The sequence below is a fragment of the Chloroflexus sp. genome (assembly GCF_049970315.1).
In the GTDB taxonomy this organism is placed as follows: Bacteria; Chloroflexota; Chloroflexia; order Chloroflexales; family Chloroflexaceae; genus Chloroflexus.
Map to the genome: position 1 here is coordinate 87697 of NZ_JBMFNE010000003.1, position 23978 is coordinate 111674.

Annotated in this window: 23 protein-coding genes and 1 tRNA gene; 16 read left to right on the forward strand and 8 right to left on the reverse strand. The window is 56.6% G+C overall.

Annotated elements, in window-relative coordinates; genetic code table 11:
* The first annotated feature begins 104 nt into the window (after nt 1-104).
* Both ACP5OT_RS02915 and ACP5OT_RS02920 read left to right on the forward strand, forming a co-directional pair.
* The gene (locus tag ACP5OT_RS02915) at nt 105-1037 is read left to right on the forward strand and encodes a metalloenzyme (RefSeq protein WP_424675043.1); all 933 of its coding nucleotides are present in this window, start codon (nt 105-107) and stop codon (nt 1035-1037) included.
* Nucleotides 1038-1114: 77 nt separating this feature from the next.
* The gene (locus ACP5OT_RS02920; RefSeq protein WP_424675044.1) at nt 1115-1591 is read left to right on the forward strand and encodes a low molecular weight protein-tyrosine-phosphatase; all 477 of its coding nucleotides are present in this window, start codon (nt 1115-1117) and stop codon (nt 1589-1591) included.
* Here ACP5OT_RS02920 and ACP5OT_RS02925 read toward each other — a convergent pair.
* Nucleotides 1564-2388 carry a 16S rRNA methyltransferase gene (locus ACP5OT_RS02925; RefSeq protein WP_424675045.1) on the reverse strand — a complete coding sequence of 275 codons (825 nt, stop codon included), beginning with the start codon at nt 2386-2388 and terminating at the stop codon, nt 1564-1566. The genes ACP5OT_RS02920 and ACP5OT_RS02925 overlap by 28 nt on opposite strands.
* The gene (locus ACP5OT_RS02930) at nt 2375-3493 is read right to left on the reverse strand and encodes a tRNA-ribosyltransferase family protein (RefSeq protein ID WP_424675046.1); all 1119 of its coding nucleotides are present in this window, start codon (nt 3491-3493) and stop codon (nt 2375-2377) included. Before ACP5OT_RS02930 ends, ACP5OT_RS02925 begins: the two co-directional genes overlap by 14 nt.
* Before the next feature lie 223 nt (nt 3494-3716).
* On the opposite strand from ACP5OT_RS02930, the gene ACP5OT_RS02935 reads away from it, so the two are divergent.
* The 6 genes from ACP5OT_RS02935 (at nt 3717) to ACP5OT_RS02960 (ending at nt 7772) form a co-directional block, all read left to right on the forward strand.
* A complete protein-coding gene (locus ACP5OT_RS02935; RefSeq protein ID WP_424675047.1) occupies nt 3717-3962 on the forward strand; it encodes a type II toxin-antitoxin system Phd/YefM family antitoxin in 246 nt (81 codons plus the stop codon).
* Nucleotides 3963-4224: 262 nt separating this feature from the next.
* Nucleotides 4225-4299: transfer RNA gene (locus ACP5OT_RS02940), tRNA-Asn, on the forward strand.
* A 249-nt stretch (nt 4300-4548) separates the two neighbouring features.
* Nucleotides 4549-5352 (forward strand): hypothetical protein, encoded by an 804-nt coding sequence (locus ACP5OT_RS02945; RefSeq protein WP_428131371.1) that lies wholly within the window; start codon nt 4549-4551, stop codon nt 5350-5352.
* 140 nt (nt 5353-5492) lie between these two features.
* Nucleotides 5493-5804: a transposase gene (locus ACP5OT_RS02950; RefSeq protein WP_428131283.1), complete on the forward strand. Its 312-nt coding sequence runs from the start codon at nt 5493-5495 to the stop codon at nt 5802-5804.
* A 61-nt stretch (nt 5805-5865) separates the two neighbouring features.
* Entirely contained in the window at nt 5866-6261 is a 396-nt protein-coding gene (locus tag ACP5OT_RS02955) for a transposase (RefSeq protein WP_424675049.1), read from the forward strand.
* A 95-nt stretch (nt 6262-6356) separates the two neighbouring features.
* Nucleotides 6357-7772 (forward strand): pyridoxal phosphate-dependent decarboxylase family protein, encoded by a 1416-nt coding sequence (locus ACP5OT_RS02960; protein ID WP_424675050.1) that lies wholly within the window; start codon nt 6357-6359, stop codon nt 7770-7772.
* Between the two features lie 30 nt (nt 7773-7802).
* On the opposite strand, the gene ACP5OT_RS02965 is transcribed toward ACP5OT_RS02960, so the two are convergent.
* From ACP5OT_RS02965 to lipB, 4 genes are all read right to left on the reverse strand, one after another.
* Nucleotides 7803-8294, reverse strand: a complete 492-nt coding sequence (locus tag ACP5OT_RS02965) for a hypothetical protein (RefSeq protein ID WP_424675051.1) — start codon at nt 8292-8294, stop codon at nt 7803-7805.
* Between the two features lie 465 nt (nt 8295-8759).
* Nucleotides 8760-10172 carry a dihydrolipoyl dehydrogenase gene (gene lpdA, locus ACP5OT_RS02970; protein WP_424675052.1) on the reverse strand — a complete coding sequence of 471 codons (1413 nt, stop codon included), beginning with the start codon at nt 10170-10172 and terminating at the stop codon, nt 8760-8762.
* Between the two features lie 257 nt (nt 10173-10429).
* A complete protein-coding gene (lipA, locus tag ACP5OT_RS02975; RefSeq protein WP_424675053.1) occupies nt 10430-11350 on the reverse strand; it encodes a lipoyl synthase in 921 nt (306 codons plus the stop codon).
* Nucleotides 11351-11437: 87 nt separating this feature from the next.
* Nucleotides 11438-12103 (reverse strand): lipoyl(octanoyl) transferase LipB, encoded by a 666-nt coding sequence (gene lipB, locus ACP5OT_RS02980; protein WP_424675081.1) that lies wholly within the window; start codon nt 12101-12103, stop codon nt 11438-11440.
* A gap of 176 nt (nt 12104-12279) precedes the next feature.
* Between lipB and ACP5OT_RS02985 the strand changes: the two genes are divergently transcribed.
* From ACP5OT_RS02985 to ACP5OT_RS03010, 6 genes are all read left to right on the forward strand, one after another.
* Nucleotides 12280-12996: a sortase gene (locus tag ACP5OT_RS02985; RefSeq protein WP_424675054.1), complete on the forward strand. Its 717-nt coding sequence runs from the start codon at nt 12280-12282 to the stop codon at nt 12994-12996.
* 76 nt (nt 12997-13072) lie between these two features.
* Entirely contained in the window at nt 13073-14071 is a 999-nt protein-coding gene (locus tag ACP5OT_RS02990) for a TIGR03557 family F420-dependent LLM class oxidoreductase (protein WP_287909145.1), read from the forward strand.
* Nucleotides 14053-16029, forward strand: coding sequence for an acetyl/propionyl/methylcrotonyl-CoA carboxylase subunit alpha (locus ACP5OT_RS02995; protein WP_424675055.1), 1977 nt, complete (start codon nt 14053-14055; stop codon nt 16027-16029). The genes ACP5OT_RS02990 and ACP5OT_RS02995 overlap by 19 nt, the downstream gene beginning before the upstream one ends.
* Nucleotides 16030-16048: 19 nt before the next feature.
* A complete protein-coding gene (locus tag ACP5OT_RS03000; protein WP_424675056.1) occupies nt 16049-16408 on the forward strand; it encodes a hypothetical protein in 360 nt (119 codons plus the stop codon).
* 12 nt (nt 16409-16420) lie between these two features.
* Nucleotides 16421-17761 carry a vWA domain-containing protein gene (locus ACP5OT_RS03005; protein ID WP_424675057.1) on the forward strand — a complete coding sequence of 447 codons (1341 nt, stop codon included), beginning with the start codon at nt 16421-16423 and terminating at the stop codon, nt 17759-17761.
* A gap of 52 nt (nt 17762-17813) precedes the next feature.
* Nucleotides 17814-18299, forward strand: a complete 486-nt coding sequence (locus ACP5OT_RS03010) for a peptidylprolyl isomerase (protein ID WP_428131285.1) — start codon at nt 17814-17816, stop codon at nt 18297-18299.
* A 136-nt stretch (nt 18300-18435) separates the two neighbouring features.
* Here the strand turns inward: ACP5OT_RS03010 and ACP5OT_RS03015 are convergent, their stop codons facing one another.
* The gene (locus ACP5OT_RS03015; protein WP_424675059.1) at nt 18436-19515 is read right to left on the reverse strand and encodes a M24 family metallopeptidase; all 1080 of its coding nucleotides are present in this window, start codon (nt 19513-19515) and stop codon (nt 18436-18438) included.
* 190 nt (nt 19516-19705) lie between these two features.
* On the opposite strand from ACP5OT_RS03015, the gene ACP5OT_RS03020 reads away from it, so the two are divergent.
* Together ACP5OT_RS03020 and ACP5OT_RS03025 are read left to right on the forward strand one after the other, a co-directional pair.
* Nucleotides 19706-21154 carry an ATPase domain-containing protein gene (locus ACP5OT_RS03020; protein ID WP_428131287.1) on the forward strand — a complete coding sequence of 483 codons (1449 nt, stop codon included), beginning with the start codon at nt 19706-19708 and terminating at the stop codon, nt 21152-21154.
* Nucleotides 21155-21188: 34 nt separating this feature from the next.
* Nucleotides 21189-23120, forward strand: coding sequence for an ATP-binding protein (locus ACP5OT_RS03025; protein WP_428111176.1), 1932 nt, complete (start codon nt 21189-21191; stop codon nt 23118-23120).
* On the opposite strand, the gene ACP5OT_RS03030 is transcribed toward ACP5OT_RS03025, so the two are convergent.
* Nucleotides 23104-23796 carry a hypothetical protein gene (locus tag ACP5OT_RS03030; protein WP_424675062.1) on the reverse strand — a complete coding sequence of 231 codons (693 nt, stop codon included), beginning with the start codon at nt 23794-23796 and terminating at the stop codon, nt 23104-23106. The two genes, ACP5OT_RS03025 and ACP5OT_RS03030, sit on opposite strands and share 17 nt — an antisense overlap.
* Between the last annotated feature and the right edge of the window lie 182 nt (nt 23797-23978).

Consider the following 23978-nt stretch of genomic DNA (forward strand, 5'->3'; position numbering starts at 1 on the left):
GATGTTCATCTACGGGCATTATCTATGGTGTGTCATTTTATTTAGAAGTTCTAACTATCTTATTCCGGCTATAATAGCAACGAAGACGGTAAACAGGTTGTTGTATGGCGTTGACATTTGTCTTCTTGGATGGAGTCGGCTTAGCGCCGACCACCGCCGATAACCCGCTCGCGCAGGTACCTATGCCGACCATCCGGCAGCTATTGCGCGGTCCGCTCACCACTGAACAGATCGGTTACCGCGATGAGCTGTTGCTCGCGCCACTCGATGCCTGTTTGGGAGTAGACGGCTTGCCTCAAAGTGGGACAAATCACGTTGCCCTTTTGGTCGGTGTGAACGCACCGGCGTTACACGGTCATCATCAACCTCACTTTCCACCGGTGGCGTTGCGTCCATTATTAGCCGAGCGTTCGCTCTTCCGGCGCGCCCGGTTGCAGGGCAAACGGGTCGCCTTTGTCAATGTCTTCACCACCGGCTACTGGCAGGCGTTGGCCACCCGTCGCTTGCGTCGTTCGGCCAGCATGATCGCTGCTGAAGGCGCCGGTTTGTATCTGCGCGATTTGAACGATCTGCGCGCCGGGCAAGCGCTCAGTTGGGACATTACCGGTGAAGGGTTGGCGGCGCACGATCCAGATGCCACGACGATCCCACCAATCAGCCCCCAGCTCGCCGGTGAGCGATTAGCCCAGTTTGCATTGGACTACGATCTCGTCTTTTTTGAATGTTTTCTCCCCGATCTCGCCGGACACGGTCGGCTCGGCCCCCGCGGCGTAACGATTGCTCTGAGCCGGATTGACGGCTTACTCGAGGGTTGGCTCCGCGCTCGGCGATCCATCGACACCTTGCTTGTTACGTCAGATCATGGCAATATCGAACAGGCGAGCACGAAGAGCCATACGACTGCTCCCACGCCATTACTCGTCATCGGACCACACGCGGCATCGTTTCGCCACGTGCGCCGGATCGATGAAGTGGCCGACGCTGTGATGAAGGCACTGGCCGACGAGCCATCTCGCGTGGGAACACCGGCAATATAACCTGTGAGGGCTTGGGTGCTGCCCGGTCACCATCGTGAGGATGGCTCAGATTCGATACTAACCACAACGAGGAGTATATGTCGCGTAACATCCGAGTGTTATTTGTCTGTATGGGTAATATTTGTCGCTCACCGATGGCCGAAGCCGTGTTTCGCCATTTGGTCACCGAAGCCGGCCTCCAAGACCGTTTCGAGATCGATTCTGCCGGTACCGGCGGCTGGCATATCGGTGAGCCGCCACATCCGGGGACGCAGCGGGTACTGACCCGTCACCATATTTCCACCGCCGGGATACGGGCGCGGCAGGTGCGCTCGGCTGATATTGACCAGTTCGATTACATTCTGGTCATGGATCGCGAGAATCTGGCCGATCTGGCGCATTTTCACCCCAAGGCCCGCGAACGCGCAAAGCTGTTGTTGAGTTTTGCACCGGAATTAGGCGTTGACGAGGTACCTGATCCCTACTACAACGGTCGCTTCGATGAAGTGTACCGTTTGATCGAGACGGCGTGCCGCAATTTGTTAGCCTACATCCGCGAACGGGAGGGAGTGTGACGCTCGATCACAAACACCAGCTCGTTGGGCAACTCGATAACCCGGGGCGACCAACCTTCGGCGGCGATCAGTGCATCCATGTAGCCACGGTAGGTTGTCGCCATGCCCACATTGCGCCCACCCAAACTGCGCGTGGGGAACGAAACCACCAGTCGGGGCGCCTGGATGGCGCGCAGGAGATCGGCGCCGGCGCCGCGCCGTTGTTGTTCGAGTAGCGGGATCGTTTTCAAAACGAGCGCAACGTCAGCCGACACCGGCGGCGGCCCTAACATCAAATCGCAGATAGCGGCTTCGCCTTGCACACCCAGCAACGGCAGCGCCTCATGCAAAAACGCGCAGAGCGCTGTATCAACATCGTAGGCCGCGTAATAGGCGTTCGGTGGCAGATGCATCCACGGCACAGTGAGGGGATGCAGTCCACACCCCACATCGAGTACGCGCTGCGGTGGCGAATCACCGAAGCAGGCCGGGTAGAGGTATTCGAGGACCGGCAATCGTTCGCGGGTCGAGGCATGGCCGGCTAACAAACGCCGACATACCGCCTTGCGTGCCATCTCATCTGCCGCCTGCTGCAACTCCGTCAGCCATTGCCGATACGGCGGGCGATCTTCGGTATACGCACCGATCATCTGGTGCAAGCGGGTTTTGGTCGCTTTAATCGCTGCCTTCAGCGAGGGGTAGCGCTGGAGCGACTCACGCCCCACTCGTTCGATGACACCGACAGCGATTGAGCGATAGCTCGCACCGGCTTGTACCGCCGCCACCAACGTGGCAAGGCGGGGATCAGCTTGCTCCATTGCCGTCTTCCTCATGACGTTCACGACGGATCAACGCCATTAATTGAGCCATAAAGTGCAAATTGTGGATCGTCGCCAACCGCAATGCCAACGTCTCGCCGATCTTGTGTAGATGGTGCAGATAGCCAAGACTGTAGTGACGGCACGTAAAGCAGGTGCATCCCGGCGAAATTGGGTGATCGGCCTTAATATGTTTCCGGTCGGCAAGGTAGACGTAGGTAAACCACTCACCCGCTAACCGAAAGCCGGGATGGTGTGGATCGGTGGTAAACGCCAACAATCGGCCCTGGCGGGCATCACGGGTTGGGAGCGCACTGTCGAACATCTCGTAGCCCATCCGCGCACAAGCGACCACACTCGCCGGATGACCGACACCAAGCGCATGCATCGGATAGTGGGCCGGAATCTGGGCACGGGTAAACGCCAACATCTCGTGCAACAGGTTTCCCTGCGTATCGAGCGGCCACCCGCCAAACCCAAACCCATCGAAGCCGACTTCCAGCAACGCAGCAGCACATTCGGCCCGGAGCTGGAGATCGCCACCACCCTGCACTACCGCAAAGATGAGCGGCGGTGGCCCACTCCATCGCCGTTGCGCCAATTGACGATCAAACTCGGCCCGACATCGCTGCGCCCAGCGCACGGTTCGTTCAACCGAACGACGCTGCTCGGCCGGCGGATCATCAACATGCGTGCAATCGTCGAGACAGATGACAATATCGGCCCCGTAGCTCAACTGAAGCTGAATACTCTTCTCAGGCGTTAGGTGAAATGACCGTTCGGCACCCTCTGGCTGAAATACCAAACCCTGATCGGAGATTTTTCCCTGTTTCGGATTGTTTCGGATCAACGAGTACGCCTGAAAACCACCACTGTCGGTCACAATTGGGCCATTCCACGCCGCCATCCGGTGCAACCCGCCGAGCGCATGGATCGTCGAACTCCCAGGACGCTGCATCAGATGAAAGACATTCATCACCAGCGCAGTAATCCCGGCCTCGGCGACATCACGACTATCAACGGAACGAACAGTACCAAAGGTAGCATCAGGTAAAAATACCGGTAATTCGAGCTGACCATGATGAACGATTAGTGTTTTGACCATATATTCCTAACAAAGATGACTCACCCTAGAGTTGAAATTTAGCACACAATACGGTATACTGATGTGGATTCGTATGTTTTCTGTTTGTAGCGGTTTTGACCCGCTATGTTTGCGGGTCATAGTAGATAATATGTCTACATTGTTCTATATTTGTCATCCCAACGGTCGCACCTAGGGATCAGGGTAAAGAACGTTCGTGTTATTTCATGAAATGGAGTATCAGATGTCCGAAATCACCAAAAACCTGCTCAATGTCGATCTGCGCCAAGGCGTTGTGCCAATCTCGAAGGCGGCATCATCACTTGCCGCGCTGATCAAGCGCTCACAATCAACCCATCAACCGATTATTGTAACCCAGAAAGGCTATCCTGCCGGTGTTCTGATCGATGTAGAATTGTTTACGGCTCTACGCGAACTGGCCGAACGCTACGAAGCCGAGCGCAATGGCCACAACAACAACGCCGAGTAAACCACTGCCGGCATATTACCATACGTGAGCGCAGCCGAATCAACCAACGGCTGTGCTCCGTTTTTCGGCAACGTTGCCCAGAGCATCGCTGCTGCCGGGCCAACACCGCCAAGTTGCAGCGAAAACGCCAACACTTATCTAATCTAACATGCGCATCGGCGGCATGTTTCGCTTCAGAAAGCGACAAAGCCTGCTTCGCCGCTCGTTTGACCAGCCACTTGCACGTTTTGCCGACATGTGCTATACTCTCAGCCGAAGTCAATCCCCAATAGCTCAACGGTAGAGCAGCTGACTGTTAATCAGCGGGTTCCTGGTTCGAATCCAGGTTGGGGAGCCAACAAATAAACCGCCGGTATCGGCGGTTTATTTGTTAACAAGATGCCCTGCGGAGAATCGGTCTTTTACGTTTTGCTCCGCCATGAGACGTTCTCCTATTGCTACCGCAGCAAACGGAGATCAAATAGCTATTGGACTCATGTCCGGCGCTTACCCGCGCCACGTACTCAGATGGAGTCCGCCCGGTCAAGGGGGCGTCTCCGGTTATCGGTAAACACATGGTACTTTGTCTCGGCATTTTTGCTGATACATTGTATCTTTTGAGGAAAATGCATGCCGTCGCCTGAACCAGATCGGTTTCAGTCAGCGGGTTTGTCTGGAATGGCTAGAGCGCACGGCAAACCTCGTGCTTGCCGGAAATGATGATGCCGCCATTTACCATGACCTCCAAGAGCTGCTTAAAGACAAACTATCTATCGGCGGGAACGCTAAACGCAGTAATCGCGAGAAGGTCATCACCATCCTGATGAAGATTTGGGTGCGACCACCTCACGAGCTACTTCCCCTTCGGCGAGAAGGTCTTAACCTTCTCGCCCAGCTTCCGCGCGAGGAACATATCGCAATCCACTGGGGAATGACGATGGCAGCGTACCCGTTCTGGAGTAACGTCGCAGCACAGGTCGGGCGACTACTCAGACTCCAGGGATCCGTCACTGCCGGTCAAGTACAGCGCCGCGTGCGCAAACACTACGGGGAACGCGATACCGTATCCAGAGCAGTCCAACGAGTCCTCCGCAGCTTTGTCGATTGGGAAGTTCTGAAGGCATTATCAGCGGCAAAAGGTATCTATACCGCCGGGCTGACGCGCACCATCGATCAGGTGGAGGTCATCGCATGGTTAGCGGAGGCCTTCTTGCACGCTTATCCTCATGGTTCGGTGGTGCTGAGAAGCCTCCTCGATGCCACGAGTCTGTTTCCGTTCCATCTGAGCTATGTTCCCGCAGCCCATCTGGTCGCGGCCTGCGACCGCATCGACGTGCTCCGCCACGGTCTCGATCAAGACTTGGTTATGCTTCGCCCAGAACGTCTGCTGGTGGCGCAGAAAGGTGAATGATGCTGTGCGTCACTACGCCTTTGCGTTCTGCACCTGACACCTGTGATCACCTGTGATCACGCATCGGGTACAAGAAGTTATCTCATACATTGGTTGCTGTGAGATAATAGTGCTGATCCTTACGATGGGGGGTGAGCACGATGGATCTGACCGATGAACAATGGGCCATCATCGAGCCGCTGACTCCTGAGGAGGAACGAATCCCAAAGCCCAGGCGTGGCCAACCACGGCGCTTGCCTCGGGACGTGCGTAATGGTATCCTTGGGATACTGCCGAGCGATGCACCCTGGAAGGATGTGCCCGCGCGATATCCACCATCCCAGACCTGCCACCGACGTTTCCAGCGGTGGGTGCAGATGGGGGTCATGGAGGAGCGAGCGCCGGTCAAGGACCTGAAAGAGCGAGGGGGCTGGACCGCGAAGAATGGTGCATCGATGACACCTTTGTGGTGACAAAAAAGGGGGCCTCGGGGTGGGAACGACCACGCGGGGCAACGGTGCGAAGCGCATAGCAATGGCAGACGGCGCCGATCGTCCTCTCTCCGTATCCATCACCCGTGCTCGCCCGCATGAAGTGACCTTGGTCGAAACGACGCTGGAGGCATCGTGTGCCTCAGACCTGCCGCGAAGGTTGCTGGGAGACTGTGCTGATGACCGTGACCGGTTGGACAGGCGTTTGGCAGAGCGGGGCATCGAGATGATTGCTCCGCATCGTCGCAACCGGCGACGACCGAAGACACCGGATGGGCGCAACCTGCGGCGCTCCACGAGGCGTTGGAAGATTGAGCGCTTGTTTGCTTGGTTGGGCTATTTCCGGCGGCCGGTCTTGCGCTATGAACGTCATGGGGAGAACTTCCTTGGCTTTGTGCAACTCGGCTGTATGATCATCTTGCTCAGGCATCTTTTATGAGATGACTTCAAGGCAAAGCACTCCGGCAACCGGCTAGTCATTATTGGGAATGGTATCGTATTCGCTTTTGTGTACGTTCTTGTGAGCAGACGATTATGCATCCTGACGAATTCCGCCGTATTGGCTACCAGATTATCGACCTGATCGCCGATTATCGCGCCACCATCGCCAGCCGTCCAGTCTGGTCTCAGTTACGTCCTGGCGAGTTTCGCAGTCAGTTGCCGCCCACTCCACCGGAACAGCCGGAACCACCAGAAGCGATCCTTGCCGATGTGGAACGTCTGATCATCCCCGGTTTATCAAACTGGCAACATCCCCGTTTTTTCGGCTATTTTCCGGCCAACGCGAGCCTCGCTTCACTGTTGGGTGATTTTCTCAGTGGTGGTCTCGGTCAATTGGGTTTGAATTGGCAGGCTAGCCCGCCTCTCACTGAGTTGGAAGAGCTGACGACCGATTGGATGCGGCAGTTGTTGGGGTTGAGCGAGGCGTGGCGCGGGGTGATCCAGGATACGGCGAGCACCAGTACGCTGGTGGCGTTGCTCTGTGCCCGCGAGCGTTCCTCTGACCATGCCCAAGTGCGTGGTGGATTGCAATCCCTCTCCTCTCCGCTCGTTGTCTATACCTCAACCCAAAGCCATAGCTCGGTCGAGAAAGCAGCGCTCTTGGCCGGTTTTGGCCGCGACAACCTCCGCCTGTTGCCGGTTGACGACACCTTCGCCCTGCGCGTGGACGCCCTCACCGATGCTATCGCCGCCGACCGCGCCGCCGGTCGCGTGCCGTGCGCAGTGGTGGCCAGTATCGGCGCAACGGCTACCACCGCCTGCGATCCACTCGAACCGATTGGCGAAGTGTGCCGGCGTGAGGGGATTTGGCTCCACGTTGATGCAGCAATGGCCGGCTCGGCGATGATCTTACCCGAATGTCGCTATCTCTGGCAGGGGATCGAGCAGGCCGATAGCCTCGTCCTCAATCCGCACAAATGGCTGGGAGCCGCTTTCGATTGCTCACTCTACTACGTGCGCGATCCGCAGCATCTTATCAGAGTGATGTCAACCAACCCTAGCTATCTGCAAACCAGCGCCGACGGCGCTGTCACCAACTATCGCGACTGGGGCATCCCGTTGGGCCGGCGCTTCCGCGCGCTCAAGCTCTACTTTCTGCTGCGCTGCGAAGGGGCCGAGGGGTTGCGCGCTCGGCTTCGTCGCGACATTGCGAACGCTCACTGGCTAGCCACGCAGGTTGATGCAGCGCCTGAATGGCGTCGATTAGCGCCGGTATCGTTACAGACGGTCTGCGTCCGCCATGAACCGCCGGGCCTGAGTGGTGAAGATCTCGACCGCCATACCCTGCGCTGGGTCGGCGCGATTAATGCCAGCGGTGCGGCATACCTGACCCCTGCGATCCTCGATGGACGCTGGATGGTGCGCATCAGCATTGGCGCCGAGCTAACCGAGCACACCGATGTGGCTGTGCTGTGGGAACTGATGCAAGCCGCAGCAGAGAAGGAGTAGGGAGTGGCACGTTTGCCACTCCCTGTCTTGCTATTTCCCGACCCGGCTCCGCCACGCGTTCAGATCGTAGACGGCCAGCGCATTGGTGAAGACCTCGACTGTCTTGTCGTCTATGGTTGTCACCGAGACGAAATAGGGTACCCCATCGGCCACCCACGCCATGGTCACCAGGCCGGGGTCGATCACCTTCACCCCACGCGCACCGCGCAACAGATAGGGCTTCACCCGATCACTCCCCGCCACCGGCTGGTTCTGCTCCCACACGGTGCGGGCCGGCGCGCCGCCGCCGATGGTGATGGTCACTGTGCCGCCGCGCGGACGGATAGCGACCAGAAAGCCTTGCTCATCGGCCACCGGCGCTGGTTCGGGCAAGACATCGTATTCATCGGCAAAGGTAGGTGGGAGTAGGTATTGCACTTGCACCGGCGCACCGGCAGGGGCCAGCGTTGGTTCGGGAATGAAGGACTGGCCGCAGCCGGCGAGGATCACGATAAGCGTTAGCAAGAACATTCGTTGGCGCATACAACGTCATTCTAGTTTTGGGCAAGAGAACGAGACTGGCGGCAGTGAGCCTGCCGCCGGTCATGATACCGCAATGCGATATGAGGCCGAGCATGCGATTGGGGCGAGAGGGGTTAACACGTGCTTAAGATCTATTGACTATTAGCGCTGAAATGGGGGATTGCTTCGGGCGCTGCGCGCCCTCGCAATGACAGATGGGCTACGCCCGATCTCCCCTTATCATTGCGAGCCGAGCGGAGCGCGGCGAAGCCATCTCCTTCGCGCACGGGTTGCACCCATTCAGGCATGCCTTCCGCTGAAGTGGGGGATTGCTTCGGGCGCTACGCGCCCTCGCAATGACAGATGGGCAGTACCCCCGTAATGACAGCAAGGACAGGACAAACCATGCCACACGCAAACGAGCGCCGGGCACTTAGTGCGGCTAAGCGCGCTGTGTCCTCGGCGCTCGCTGCGATCAACGACACCCTACAAATGGATCGGCGCGCCATGCACTAAGGCATGCGCTGCCTCACCGATCGCTTCGTAGAGCGTCGGGTGGGCATGGATGGTCTGCATCATACTCTCACCGGTCGCCTCGTGACTGAGGGCAATCCCGCCTTCGGCAATCATCTCGGTCACCCGCGGGCCGATCATGTGAACGCCCAGGATTTCACCATATTGGGCATCGGCCACTAACTTCACAAAGCCAAAGCGGGTCTGCCCCAACACACGGGCCTTACCGTTGGCCGAGAAGGGGAACTTCCCTACTTTCACCTGATAGCCGCGTTCGCGGGCTTTGACTTCAGTCAGGCCGACGCTGGCGATTTCGGGATTACAGTAGGTGCAAGCAGCAATCTTACCGTAATCGAGCGGGGTGACGTGATGGCCGGCCATATGCTCGACGGCCAGAATGCCTTCGGCGCTGGCCTTGTGCGCCAGCCATGGCGTGTTGGCAGTGCAGTCGCCGATTGCGTAGACCCCCTCAGCGCTGGTGCGCAGGAAGCCGTCGGTCGCGATGAAGCCGCGGCTATTGACCTTGACCCCTACCTCTTCGAGACCGATGTTCTCGGTGTTGGGAGCGATACCGATCGAGACGAGAAGCTTCTCGACGGCAATCTGCTGCGGTTTGCCGGCGCTATCGAGCACCGTTACCACCACCTGCTCGCCACCAACATCAATGCTCTCGACCTTGGCGCCGGCCAGCGTCTTAATCCCACGGCGCTGGAAGGCTTTGGTTAACTCGGCGCTGACCTCTTCGTCTTCGTTGGGAACGATGCGCGGCAAGGCCTCGACAATCGTCACTTCGCTGCCAAACGAACGGAACATTGAGGCAAACTCAACCCCAATCGCACCGGCGCCAATCGCGAGAAAACTCGCCGGTACCGACTTCAGGTTGAGCATATCGGTCGAAGAGAGCACGCGCTCGCCGTCAAACGGCACGCCGGGGAAGGGCCGCGGGCGACCACCGGTGGCGACGATGATGTACTTGGCGGCAAGCACTCGCTCGCCACCTTCATTCAACTGCACATGCACTTGACCACGACCGATCAAGCGACCACGTCCGGCAACCACCTCGATCTTGTTCTTCTTCATCAAGAAGGCGACGCCGTCGGTGCTCTGCTTGACAACCGCGTCTTTGTGTTTCATCGCACCGGCCAGCTCGAAGACCACGTTTTCTACGGTAATCCCGAAGCGTTTTGCCTCTTTCACTTCTTCGAGCAGATCGGCGCTATGGAGCAACGCTTTGGTTGGGATGCAGCCGATATTCAGACACACGCCACCGAGCGCATTGACCTCGACAATCGCCGTCTTCATACCGAGTTGGGCAGCGCGAATGGCAGCAACATAGCCGCCCGGCCCTGATCCTAGCACGACCAGATCGTACACTTGCTCACTCACGGAAAAATCCTTTCGTTTCTGGCAACGGCGGCGCGAATCCGTCTCGCGCCGCTGACATCTTAACGTAGAGGCGCTAACGCAAAGGCGCAAAGTGTTATGATGAGTTTGGGATATGACCTATATATACCGACGGTATATTATAGATTACAGCACACCATGGCGTATAACTACGAGCTAAATGCAACGATGTCACATCCCTACAATCACGATGTAAGATGCAAGACCTCTAGTCAGGCGTCCACCGGCCATTTTCTACCTCAATGCTGGGCTGCACCGACATGCAAATGGGCATTGTAGCTTGAGCGCACTAGCGGGCCGCTCTCGACGTGACGGAAGCCACGCGCCAGCGCGTAAGCACGGAACTCGGCAAACTCGGCGGGAGTGACGTAGCGATGCACCGGCCAATAGCTCGCATCAGGCGCAAGATACTGGCCAATCGTCAACACATTGACATCGGCTTCACGCAGCCGGTTGATCACCTCGTACACCTCTTCGTTCGTCTCACCGGCGCCGACCATCATCCCACTCTTCGTGACCAAATGCGGACGAGCAGCGCGCGCCCGCGCCAAGAGTTCGATGCTCTGCTCAAACTTGGCCCGCGGGCGGAAACGGCGAAACAGCCGCGGCACCGTCTCGATATTGTGGTTGAGCACATCCGGCTCAGCGTCTAACACCATCGCTAGCGCGTCCCAATTGCCATCGAAATCAGGGATGAGCACCTCAACCTTGCAATCGGGCACTTTTTGCCGGATCAGCTTAATCGTGCGGGCGAAGATATGCGCGCCGCCATCGGGCACATCATCGCGATTGACCGACGTGAGCACGGCAAACTTCAGCTTCAGATGGGCCACCGACTCGGCGACCCGCTCCGGTTCTTCCTCATCAATCGGCTTGGGTTTACCTTTTCCAATCGCACAGTAGCGGCAACCGCGCGTACAGATGTCGCCAAGAAGCAAAAAGGTAGCGGTGCGATGGTTCCAGCATTCACCAATATTAGGACAACGCGCTTCTTCGCATACCGTATGCAGGTTCTTCTCGCGCATAAGGCGCAGCACATCGTGATAGTTCACACCACCGGGCGCACGCGCCTTCAGCCATTCGGGTCGGCGGGGCCGGTTGGTCGTGGCCGAGGTGGGGTTCACCACACCTACTTCACTCAGCGGAATTAATTCTGACATTGGCACTCTCGCCTTCCAGTGATCGCCATAAATAGGCAATCAATGTCACGCTAGGTTAACTGCTATATTGTACTGCATAATCGATCGCTACGACAAAGCGTTCACCGGTCGCAGATCAAAAATCGCACATAGGGAGGCGATTAATCGGTCGGCTACCTCGGCCATTGGCGGCGCTTTACCGAGTTCTACCGCCAACGACGTTACACCACGATCACTGATTCCACAGGGCACAATCAGTTCAAACCCACTCAAGTCAGGATCAACATTCAAGGCTAAGCCGTGGGTTGTGACGCCACTCGCGCTCAGCTTCACACCAATCGCACAAATTTTGGCTGCGCCACCCCGCACCCACACACCGGTTAATCCATTGACGCGCTCACCGGTGAGGCCATAACCGGCTAACACGCGAATCACACTCTCTTCCAACCCGCGCACATAACGCCCAACATCGCTCCCGTGCTGCGAGAGTTTGAAGATCGGATAGGCAACGAGTTGGCCTGGCGCGTGGTACGTCACTTCACCACCACGATCGCTCTGGACAACAACGACCCCACGCGCAGCTAGCTCAGCCGGCGTCGCTACAATGTGTTCGGGGCGGGCTTTGTTACCCAATGTGATCGTCGGTGGATGTTCGAGCAGCAGGATGGTATCGCCGATCTGGCCGCTCGATCGTTGGCGGGCCAACCGGCGCTGCATCTCCCACGCGCTGGTGTAATCTATGTGGCCTAGATGGTAGACGGTCAACGTGCGCATCATCGTTGTAAACGCGAAGATATAGCGATACCTCTGCTTGAAGTATAGTACACCATCTATATTTGAACTGCGGCAGTAAATACCAAACTGATGGACTGCTGCACACCAAACTGCCATACGCCAGATGAACGTGTGGTAGGCTACCAGAGAGACGATTGACTGAATTGAGGTGATCTGTGACGCGAATATTTCTGCTGATCCTACTGGCCGGCAACCTGCTCAGCGCATGCAGCACAGCTACCGATGCCGCGGCGTTAGCTGTGCCGTCGTCTACCACAAGCGCCACTGCTATTGTCATACCGACCGCGACACCAACCGTAACTCCAACTGCGTTGCCAACCGCAAACGTTGCGCCAACATCAACACCAACTGCCACCCCTACCACCACCCCCACACCAACCTTATTACCAACCGCAACGCTGGCGCCAACACCACGCCCTACCGGCGATCGGACGCCGGTACGGCTCGTTATTCCGGCCATTAATCTCGACCGCCAGCTCTTCCCTGTCGGGCTTGATGCTAACAATATACCGGTTGTGCTCGATCACGAAGTCGGTTGGTACATCTACAGCGCCAAACCGGGGCAAGGCGAGAACATTGTGCTCTGGGGACATGTCTTGCGCTTCCACAAGGCGCCTCACGTTCCAGCTCCCTTCGCCGAGATCGAACGGTTGGCAATTGGCAGCGAAATCTTCCTCTACAGCGCCGACGGCAGCGTCTTCCGCTATGTGGTCACCCGCAAAGAGCGGGTTACCCCCGATCAAGTCGCTTACATTCTCCCCACCAACGACGAACGCCTGACGTTGGTGTCGTGCATTGGCGACCGCGTCATCGTTGATGGTAATGTCGAACTGACCCACCGTCTCATTACCATCGCAACGCCCGCTCCGTAAACCAACTGCCGAAGGACAAACACGACCGTGGTATACTATGCGATAGACCTCACTTGAAATGCAGAAGGTTTAACCCGTGGCAACAATTGGCATATCAGCAGCCTTAGAACAGTTTCACCCAAACGAACTGCTCGAACATTGCCGGCTCGCCGAACAATACGGTTTCCGCGGTGTGATGGCTGCCGACCATTTCCAACCGTGGGTACCGGCCCAGGGGCACAATGCCTTTGTCTACAGTTGGATGGGAGCATTGGGCGTTGTCACCAACCACCGCTTTGGGCCGGGTGTTACCTGTCCGTCATTCCGTACCCACCCCGCCGTCATTGCCCAAGCCGCCGCAACCCTTGGTGCAATGTTCCCCGGTCGGTTTTGGCTAGGGTTAGGGAGTGGGGAATTATTGAATGAAAATGTGGTCGGCGGTGTGTGGCCCGAACCGCTGGTCCGGTTTGAAATGCTGCAAGAGGCGACTGAGATTATTCAGAAGTTGCTCAGCGGTAAAGAAACTCGCTACCGCGGACGCTATTTTCAGATGAATAAGGTCCGGTTGTGGACTCTCCCCGAACAACCGGTACCGATTTATATCGCCGCAACCGGCCCACAAACCCTGCGCTGGGCCGGTAAGACGTGCGACGGGTTGATCACACCGGGCGCTGCTCCTGAAAAGTTGCGCCGCATTCTGGCCGATTTCGCCGCCGGCGCTCGTGAAGCCGGTAAAGACCCCAACAGCATGCCAAAATTGTTACAGTTGCACGTCTCGTGGGCACCGACTGACGAAGAGGCGTTGCAGAATGCACTGACCCAATGGCCAAACGGTGGGATGAACTTCCCCAAGCAGGACATTCGCTCACCGGAAGACTTCGCCGCGATGGCGAAACTGGTGCGGCCCGAAGATTTTCGTGGACGAGTGTTGATTTCGTCCGATCTCGATCAGCACCGCGCGCATATCCAGCAATTTATCGATCTCGGTTTTGACGAGATTTATATTCATAATGTTGGACGTAATCAGGTTGAATGGATTAAAGCTTTCGGCGAAGCTGTCTTGCCTAAACTACGCCCATGTTCAACCGCATCTTGATCGCAAATCGCGGCGAGATTGCCGTGCGGATCATTCGCGCTTGCCGCGAATTAGGGATTAGCCCGGTTGTGGTGTATTCCGAAGCCGATGCCCAGGCGCTCCACGTGCGCATGGCCGATGCTGCGGTGTTGATCGGACCACCACCCGCCGCCCAAAGCTATCTCCGCGCCGAAGCGATCGTTGAGGCCGCAGTGAAACTCAAGGCGGAGGCCATCCACCCCGGCTATGGCTTTTTGAGTGAAAGTGTGAAGTTGGCCGAACAGTGTGCCGCAGCAGGGATCACCTTTATCGGGCCACCCCCGCACGCCATCGCCGCGATGGGGGGAAAAGCTGAAGCACGCGCGTTGGCCCAGGCTGCCGGTGTGCCGGTTGTGCCCGGATATGACGGTGAAGATCAGAGTGACGAACGCCTGATTGCCGAGGCACGACGGATCGGACCGCCGCTGTTGATCAAAGCAAGTGCCGGTGGTGGTGGCAAAGGAATGCGCTCGGTTGGCGATCTCGCCGATGTGCCGGCGGCTATTGAAGGCGCCCGCCGTGAGGCACGGGCGGCTTTCGGCGACGACCGCCTGATCATTGAACGGCTTGTCCTGCGACCACGCCACGTCGAGATTCAAGTCTTGGCCGACCGCTACGGTAATGTCGTGCATCTCGGTGAACGTGATTGTTCAATTCAGCGCCGTCATCAGAAGGTCGTTGAAGAGGCACCCTCTCCTGCCCTGACCCCAGCACTCCGGGCTGCGATGGGCAATGCTGCCGTTGCCATCGCTCGCGCTGCCGGTTATATCAATGCCGGTACGGTTGAGTTTATTCTGGCGCCAAACGGCGAGTTCTACTTTTTGGAAATGAATACCCGGCTACAAGTGGAACATCCCGTAACCGAGCTTGTCTGCGGCTACGATCTCGTTCACTTGCAGATTGCGATTGCCGCCGGCGAGCACCTCCCCTTCCGCCAAGAAGATATTAGTGTGCGCGGCCACGCCATCGAAGTACGCTTGTACGCCGAAGACCCCCGCACCTTTTTGCCGGCAGTCGGTAAAGTGGCGCTGTTTGTCCCGCCTCAAGGGCCGGGCGTGCGCGTTGATGCCGGTCTGACCAGCGGTGATGAGGTGATGGTGCATTACGATCCGTTGCTGGCTAAGATTATTGTGTCCGGCGCCGACCGGCACCAAGCCGTAGCACGCTTACGCCGTGCGTTACGCGAGATGGCTGTACTCGGTCCGACCACCAATCTCCCACTCTTGCAAGCAATTGCCGAGCATCCCGCGTTCGCCGATGGCGCGACTCATACCGGCTTCCTGTCCGAACACGAAGGGATCGTGCCGCCATCCGGACCGCCCCCGCGTGAGGTCTTGATCGCCACGGCCATCCTCACCGTCACTGCCGAGCCACCGGCCCGTGATCCGCTGGCCGCAGTCTGGCGACTCGGCGGTGATACCATTCCGCTGACATTCACTGCGCACGGCGAACACCGGCTACGAGTGACGCCGCAGACCGTTGGGTGGCATGTAGCAGGCGATGATCATTGGCATTTCCATGTGACGTTGGTGCGGCGTGGCGATTACGAATTGGCTCTTGATATTGATGGTCAGCGGAGACAATTCTTCTTTGCACGAGCCAACGACGGTTGGCTGATCGGTTGGCGTGGCGAAGCGTATCATGTGCAACGACCGGCCCCGCTTACCGCCGACACGGTTATTCGCACCACCGACCAACATGCCGCGAGTTTTAATGCTCCGATGCCGGGTACCATCGTGCGGCTATACGTTGCCGTCGGCCAACAGGTGGGCGAGGGGCAACCCATCCTCGTTCTCGAAGCGATGAAAATGGAACATACCATTGTCGCACCCTACGCCGGCATTGTCCGCCGCTTGCCGTATCAGACTGGCGCAAGTGTTGCCGCCGGTGCTCACCTCGTCGATCTCGAACCGCTGCCGGCCAATGAGCAGCCGGATTGATCCATCATAGGTAAGCCGTATGTCAGCCGAACCGAAGAAACCACCAGCTCAATCAACTACGCCATCGAAACCGGCCAAACGTCGATCGATCGGTTGTAATCTCTGGCTCTTCATATTGGCAATGCTCGCTGTAAGCCTGCTTGGTCTTAGCTTCCTCCAACCGACTAAATTGACTATCGTACAAGAGTTTATCATCGGTATTCCACGCGGTGGTATTCGTGAAACCGTCGAAACCACGAGTGTCGACTCGTGTATTCGTGTTGCCGGTTCAAATGAATTGCTTTCTATTACTCGGACACGCCGTGTAACGACGTATAACAACGGTTCAGTGCTCGAATTAATCTTCAGCGACCCACCACTGCCGGCACAATGTAACTAAGGATGACCCCTTATGCTGTTGCGTGTGCAGTGTGATCCGCAACCGTTGCAATTACCACCTCTGACCCAGCCCCAGGTGACGTATGTTCACCTGGTGATTACCGCTGAAGGCGACCACACACTGCCGCTACACCTTGTGTTGGTCGCCGATGCTAGTCGCTCGATGCGCATCCCCATTGTCAACGAACACCAGTTTCGCGAGTTGGTGCGTAACGGCGGCGCTCACGAGGTCTTGGTCGATGGAGTACCGGTTTGGCAATTGGCAAATCCCCTAAGCTGTGAGGCACGCAGTCAATTTCCTAGTCCGATTGACTATACCGTGCGTGCATTACACAGTGTTGTTGAACGACTCGCTCCTGATGACCGGATGGCACTCATCGCCTGCGCTAGCGATGCGCTCGTCCTCGCACCAAGCACACCCGGCCACCGACGCACCGACTTGATCGGAGCGATTGCTCGCTTGCCCGTGCTACGGCTCGGCGAGAGCACCAATCTGGCCCAAGGGTTGCAACTAGCACTAGCCCAGTTTGTGGTCACCGATGAACCGGCAGTACGACGGGTGGTGTTACTTACCGATGGCTTCACGACGGATACCACCATGTGTACCACACTAGCCCGCGAAGCAGCAACCCACGGTATTACGATCAGCACGATCGGGCTTGGCAGTACATTTGAAGAAACGCTCCTCACGCAGATTGCCGATCTTAGTGGTGGTCGTGCCAGCTTTGGCCAAGAGGCCGGTCATATTCCGACGATTATCTCCGCCGAGTTGGAGCATGCGCGCCAGACCACTATCCACGCGCTGAGTCTGCACATGACGTTACCGCAGACGGTGACACTACGCCGGATCACCCGCCTCTCCCCAACCTTAAGTGTGCTTACGCCGGTAAGCACCGAACACGGACGGCGCCTGACCCTACACCTCGGCGATCTGCGCCGTGGCGACTCGGTGCGCTTGCTCTGCGAATTTCTCGTCGCACCCGGTACTGGGGGTAGCCAACGCCGGCTAGCCCGCCTGCGACTGAGGAGTGGACAACACGAACAACACCATGACCTCATCGCACATTATGATCCACGCGCCACGAATCCGCCACCGCCACTATTACCATTGATTACCCACGCTACCATTGCCCACCTCCACCAGCGCGCCACCCTCGCCCGCCAGCAAGGCGACTACGAAACTGCTGCTGTTCTGCTCCACCGGCTTGCGGCCCATCTCCGTCGCCTTGGAGAAACTGAACTAGCTACGCTAGCTCTGAATGAAGCTAGTACTTCTGTGCAAACACCACTTCCCAACTTGACAACTAAAATGTTAACCTACGCTACTCGCAGACTCGGAGAAGCGGCTGATTGATGGTACAATACCCTCAATCATTCGCTGTTGGTAGCATACAAGGAGTACATCTGTGGCTAAACAGTGGAATAGCCCGCCCTCAATGCGGATCGACCCGACCAAGACCTATCGCGTGACGATGGAGACAACGCGCGGGACGATTGAACTCGACCTCTACCCACAACATGCACCAATGACCGTCAACAATTTCGTCTTCCTCACCCACGAAGGTTTTTACGATGGTCTCACCTTTCACCGCGTGATCAAGGATTTCGTCATCCAAGGCGGCGACCCGACCGGTCGTGGCAGTGGCGGTCCTGGCTATCGTTTTCCCGATGAGGTGAAAGGAAACCCACTCACTCACGAAGCCGGTGTCATCTCGATGGCAAACGCCGGCCCCAACACCAACGGTAGCCAATTTTTTATCACCCATACCCCTCAGCCACACCTCAACGGTCGCCATACCGTGTTTGGGCGAGTCGTGTCCGGGATGGAGGTGGTCTACGCCATTCAACAAGGCGACAAGATGACCAAGGTAACGGTGCGCGAATTATCGTAACCCACACCGCGCGGAGGGGCATGGCATTGCCATAACCCCACCGCCGTACTCAGGATGCCAGGAACGCCCCGCCGAGGTGCCCCCGCGGTGAATGCACCGACCACCCAAATGTGTAGACCTGAAACCGACGTTTTCCTCATCGCGCGGCGTGTGACAACAGTTCGCATCCATCGTCGGTAATCAACACCAAATCCTCGATCCGCACCCCGCCCCACTCCGGTAAATAGATCCCCGGTTCAACCGACGTGACCATCCCCACCTGCAACGGCGGGCTAGGCGGTGCATCAGGTGCCGTTATTCGCAGCCACGGTGCCTCGTGGATCGCCAAACCCACACCGTGGCCAAGACTATGGGCAATCCCACGACCATAACCGGCCGTCTCAATCACCTGACGCGCAATCGCATCGGCCTCAGACCACGGCAAGCCGGGCCGCAACGAACGGATCGCCGCCTGCTGCGCCTCCAACGTCGCTGCGTAGACGGCGCGGAACGTATCATCAGGCTGACCAAGTACAATAGTGCGCGTCAGATCGGCGTGATAACCGTTAAGTCGCGCTCCCATATCAATAATGATCGGCTGCCCCTCACCCAACCGATCATGGCCCGGCTCATGATGCGGACGAGCACTGTTACGACCGGCCGCCACAATAATCGGGAACGATGGCCCATCTGCGCCGAGATCGTGCAATGCCACCTCGATCCGCCACACTGCCTCGCGCTCGGTCATCTCCGGCGTCAACACCGGCAACACGGCGGCCAATGCTGCGTCGGTGATCGCCGCCGCACGTCGCAGAAGCTCGATCTCGCCGGCGTCTTTCACCATCCGCAACGCTTCCACTATATTCTCAGTTGCAACCAGTTCAACCGTCTTGCCCAACGCCTGTACAAACTGCTGGTACTCGGCCACCGTCATTGCGGCCGCCTCAAACCCTAGCCGGGTAAGGTTCAATTCCACCGCCAATTCAGCCACCAACTTCGGCATCGGCTTAAGTGCAGCACGCACTTCGCGTAGCGTAAACGCCGGCGCTTCCGCAGCCGCGCGCACCGTGTACCGGCCATCGGTCAACAAAAAGGCAGCCTCGGCACTAATCAGCAAAGCTCCGGCACTGCCGGTAAACCCACTGAGATAGCGTCGACTGGTCGGCGCAGTGAGTAAAATAGCCGGTAAATCACGCTCGGCGAGAGCTGCTCGTAACCGTTGTAACCGCTCGTGCATAAGAATATCCTTTCCGCTTTGCAAACGCATCGTCGCCCAGCTATGCTACCATATCGGCGCATATCCCACACTCAACTGCTGCTTCGCCTGCAGTCAGTGTTTAGTAACCTAGTTTGTATATCTTGACGCACCTGCTGTAGCTAATTAGGATACTATCAGCATCGCATCACCGGTGATCAGGGAGAACTTCATGAGTGACGCAGCAGCAAACCGAATCGCGACCGGTATTCCCGGCCTTGATGAAATTACCGGTGGCGGGTTAGTTCCTCACTATGCCTACCTCGTGCGTGGTGGTCCCGGCGCCGGAAAGACGACCCTCGGGTTACACTTTTTAGCGGCCGGAACTGCAACCGGTGATACCTCTCTCTTCATTAGTCTTGAAGAATCTGCTGCCAAAATTAGACGTAACGCCGCACAAATCGGGATTGATCTTTCACAGGTACACATTCTCGACCTCAGTCCTTCATCCGATTTCTTCGCCAAAACGGAAACTTACGATATCTTCTCGCCGGCTGAAGTTGAACGCGAACCACTGACCCGCCAAATTGTTGATACCATCCGCCAACTGCATCCCGCTCGCGTGTTTTTCGATCCGATCACCCAGTTTCGCTATCTTACCCCTGATATTTTTCAATTTCGCAAACAGGTTATCTCGTTTTTACGCTTTCTAGCCGAACAACAGACAACGGTTCTCTTTTCAGCAGAAAATAGTGCTGCGTTTCCCGACGATGATCTGCAATATATCGCCGATGGCATTATCAATCTCGAAACGACACCATACGGTCGCTATCTTCACGTCACTAAAATGCGTGGCTCGTCGTTTATCAGCGGTCGTCACACGATGCGCCTTACCAATCGCGGATTGCAAGTCTTCCCCCGCCTCATCCCGACGACGCTGATCGCCGGGCATTCTTTTGCGCCGCTTGCCTCTGGTGTACCCGAGCTTGACGAACTCCTCAACGGTGGTATCGAACGCGGCACAATTACGATTCTCTCCGGTCCATCGGGTGTGGGCAAAACGACGCTCGGGTTTCAGTTTATGAAAGAGGCGGCTAGCCGTGGTGATCGATCAATTGTGTTCTCATTTGAGGAAGAAATCGAGATAATGATGCAGCGTTGCGAGTCGGTCAATATCCCGGTTCGGGCAATGCGGGCCAATAATATGCTGCGGATCGAAAAGATCGAGCCGTTACAATGTAACCCTGATGAGTTCGCACAACACGTTCGCCGCGTTGTCGAAAACGACCGAGCTACGGTCATTATGATCGATAGTATGAACGGCTATCGCCTCTGCATGCAAGGGGAAGATCTGCTCAGTCATTTACACGCTTTGTGTAAGTTTTTACAAAGTCGTGGTGTGACGGTATTGCTCATTATGGAGACGAGCAGTATTGTCGGTGATTTTGAAATTTCAGATATTGGTGCCAGTTATCTTGGTGACAACATCATCTTCTTGCGCTTTTTGGAGATAGACGGTGAACTACGAAAAGCGATTGGCGTACTTAAAAAGCGCCTCGGTGATTTTGAGAAGACTCTCCGCGAATTTGCTATCTCGCGCTACGGGATTAAAGTCGGGAAACCATTAACCAAACTACGCGGTATTTTGCGCGGGATACCGGTGTGGGTTGATGAAGAATAGCAGTAATCCTACAAACCGCCTGAAAGGAGTGCGTATGGCCGGCGATACGATCTTGCTGTTACTCACCAACTCCACCAACCGGCAACTTCTAGAAACATGGTTGGGCCACCACTATTCGATTATCGTCGGCAATGACAAAACAGCTTTGCACCAACCGTTTCAACTGTGTATTATCGATGGCCCCACCCTCAACCGGTACGAAGCCGATATCCACGAACGTCGCGCAACTGCCCACCCCATCTTTCTACCATTCTTACTTGTGACCACGCGGCGCGATGTTCACTTGTATACCCGTCATCTCTGGCAGACGGTTGACGAGTTAGTGATTAGTCCAATCGAGAAAGCAGAATTGCACGCACGGATCGAGATCCTCTTGCGCGCACGCCGGCTGGCGCTCGAAGTGAACCGTCTTCAGCAGGCGATGCTATCGAGTTCCCAAACGTGGTTACAGTTGGCCGTCAAGGCATCCCAAATTGGCTTGTGGGAATGGGATCTGGAAACAAACCGTGTCTTCTTTTCACCAGAATGGAAAGCACAGCTTGGCTATGCCGCCGATGAGCTGAGCGATTCCTTCGCTGTTTGGGAAGAGCGCCTCCACCCCGATGATCGTGAGCGCTGCCTCCGCACCTTGCATCAATATCTCGAGCGGCCATGGCCGAACTTTACCCTCGAATTCCGCTTGCGCCATAAAGATGGGAGCTACCGTTGGATCCGCTCACAAGCTTCCCTCATCTATGATGAATCCGGTCGCTCAACCCATATGCTCGGTGCTCACCTTGATCTGACCGAACGTAAGCAGCTCGAAGAGGAACGGCAACATCTCACCGAACAACTCATTCAGTCGCAAAAGCTCGAGGCAATCGGGACACTGACCGGTGGCATTGCGCACGACCTCAACAATTTGTTGGTGCCGATTATTGGTTTTGCCGAACTCGGCATGGTAACCGTTCCTCCGACGAGTGAGCTATACACCGATTTCGACCAGATCCGGGCGGCAGGTATTCGGGCTACTGCCCTGACGCGGCAGATTTTAGCCTTTAGCCGCCGGCAACGACTCGAACCAAAACCGGTCAATCTCAACCAGGTAATTGATGAGTTCGTCGGTATTTTGCGCCGCTTGATCGGCGAACGTATTACCATCCATTTACAGCTCGCGCCCACGTTGCCGTTGACCCAGATCGATCCCGGCCAACTCGAACAGGTATTACTTAATCTGGTTATTAACGCTCGTGATGCAATCGAGGGCTACGGTATGATCACTATCTCAACGACATCGGTTACAATTCCGCCTTCCCAATCAGAGCACATAGCCAGACTCCTTCCTGGCGAGTATATCGTCCTCCAGGTACACGATACCGGCTGTGGGATTGATCCGGAGATGTTACCTCGGATTTTCGAGCCATTCTTTACAACGAAACCACAGGGAAAAGGGACCGGCCTCGGTTTAGCTACCGTCTTTGCCATCGTCAAGCAATATGGTGGTCATATCGATGTACAAAGTGTGCCTCAGCAAGGGACAACGTTTACTATCTACCTACCAATACTCACCGATTCAACCCCGGTTGGTGAATCACCATTGCCATCCTCAGATATAGCCTTGACCGGGCACGAAACGGTGCTCGTCGTTGATGACGAACCGTCCGTACTCTACCTCATCACCAGTGCATTACGTTTGTATGGATATCGGGTATTAGAAGCTACTGATCCGCAGCACGGGATCAGTCTCGCCGTAGATCGTGAGCAGCCTATCGACCTCTTAATTGCCGACGTAATGTTACCGAGAATGACCGGTGACGAGCTATACCGCCATCTGGCCGCCCAACAACCCAACCTACGTGTCCTGTTCATCTCGGCCCAGACGGATGACTCATGGACACTGCCACCCAATGCCCCGCTGTTGATCAAACCCTTTACCCTGAACCAATTACTTCAGAAAGTACGTGCCGCACTCATGGTAACGGTGTAATCAGTAACGGTTCGAGCCGGCCCTGTTGCCACCGCCCGATTACCTCAACCGAACCATAGCGCACTAAACCACTCTGCTCCAAACGTTCGAGCAGCGGTTCATCGCGCTCGCCGTACAACACCTTAATTTGGCGCGCAGTCGATACCGGTACGCCACCGGGACCAATCGCATCTACCAACAAACTGGTGCCACTCGCGACAATTAGGGTGGCCTGTACGCGCACGATTATGCCCTCATAACGGTTATCACGTAACAGTGCTGCCAAATCGACCGTCTCCGGTTCAAAGGCTTGCAAACGTGGTGATTCCAACGCATACGACCACGCTCCGCCCGGTCCGTACCGGCCGGCAGATAGCCACCTGCCTTGCGCAACTACGAAGCCGTACTGAACACTACCGACGGTACGTAGCACTACTTCGTCTGATGGATCGATAGCGCCGAGCCACACCTGCTGAGGAGGCGTATCGAGTGGCAGCGGACGATCCGCGCTCACAGTCAAGCTGTTGACTAAGCGGGATCCTTGCTCATCGCGGTATAAGATGGCGATGACCTGCTGCGCGCCATGCGTCGCCGGTTCGGTGATGTCAACCGGCAATGGCAACCGTTGCCTCGCCGTGCATCCGCTGCATACCCAGATGAGACCGATCACAAAGAAAGCGAACAAATGTTTGCTCATACGCTCTTTATTGTACCACATGCAGGTGTTACGGGCTTCAAATACGCTCATGACAGCCGTCAGACAGGCCAATGATAGGTTTTGACAGTTGTTTTAAGTCTACTTTACGGCAAGCCGTGGTATGGTAGAAAGCGATGGGCTACCACGTGCTAGCCCACTTTCATAGTACCCGACCAAGTGAG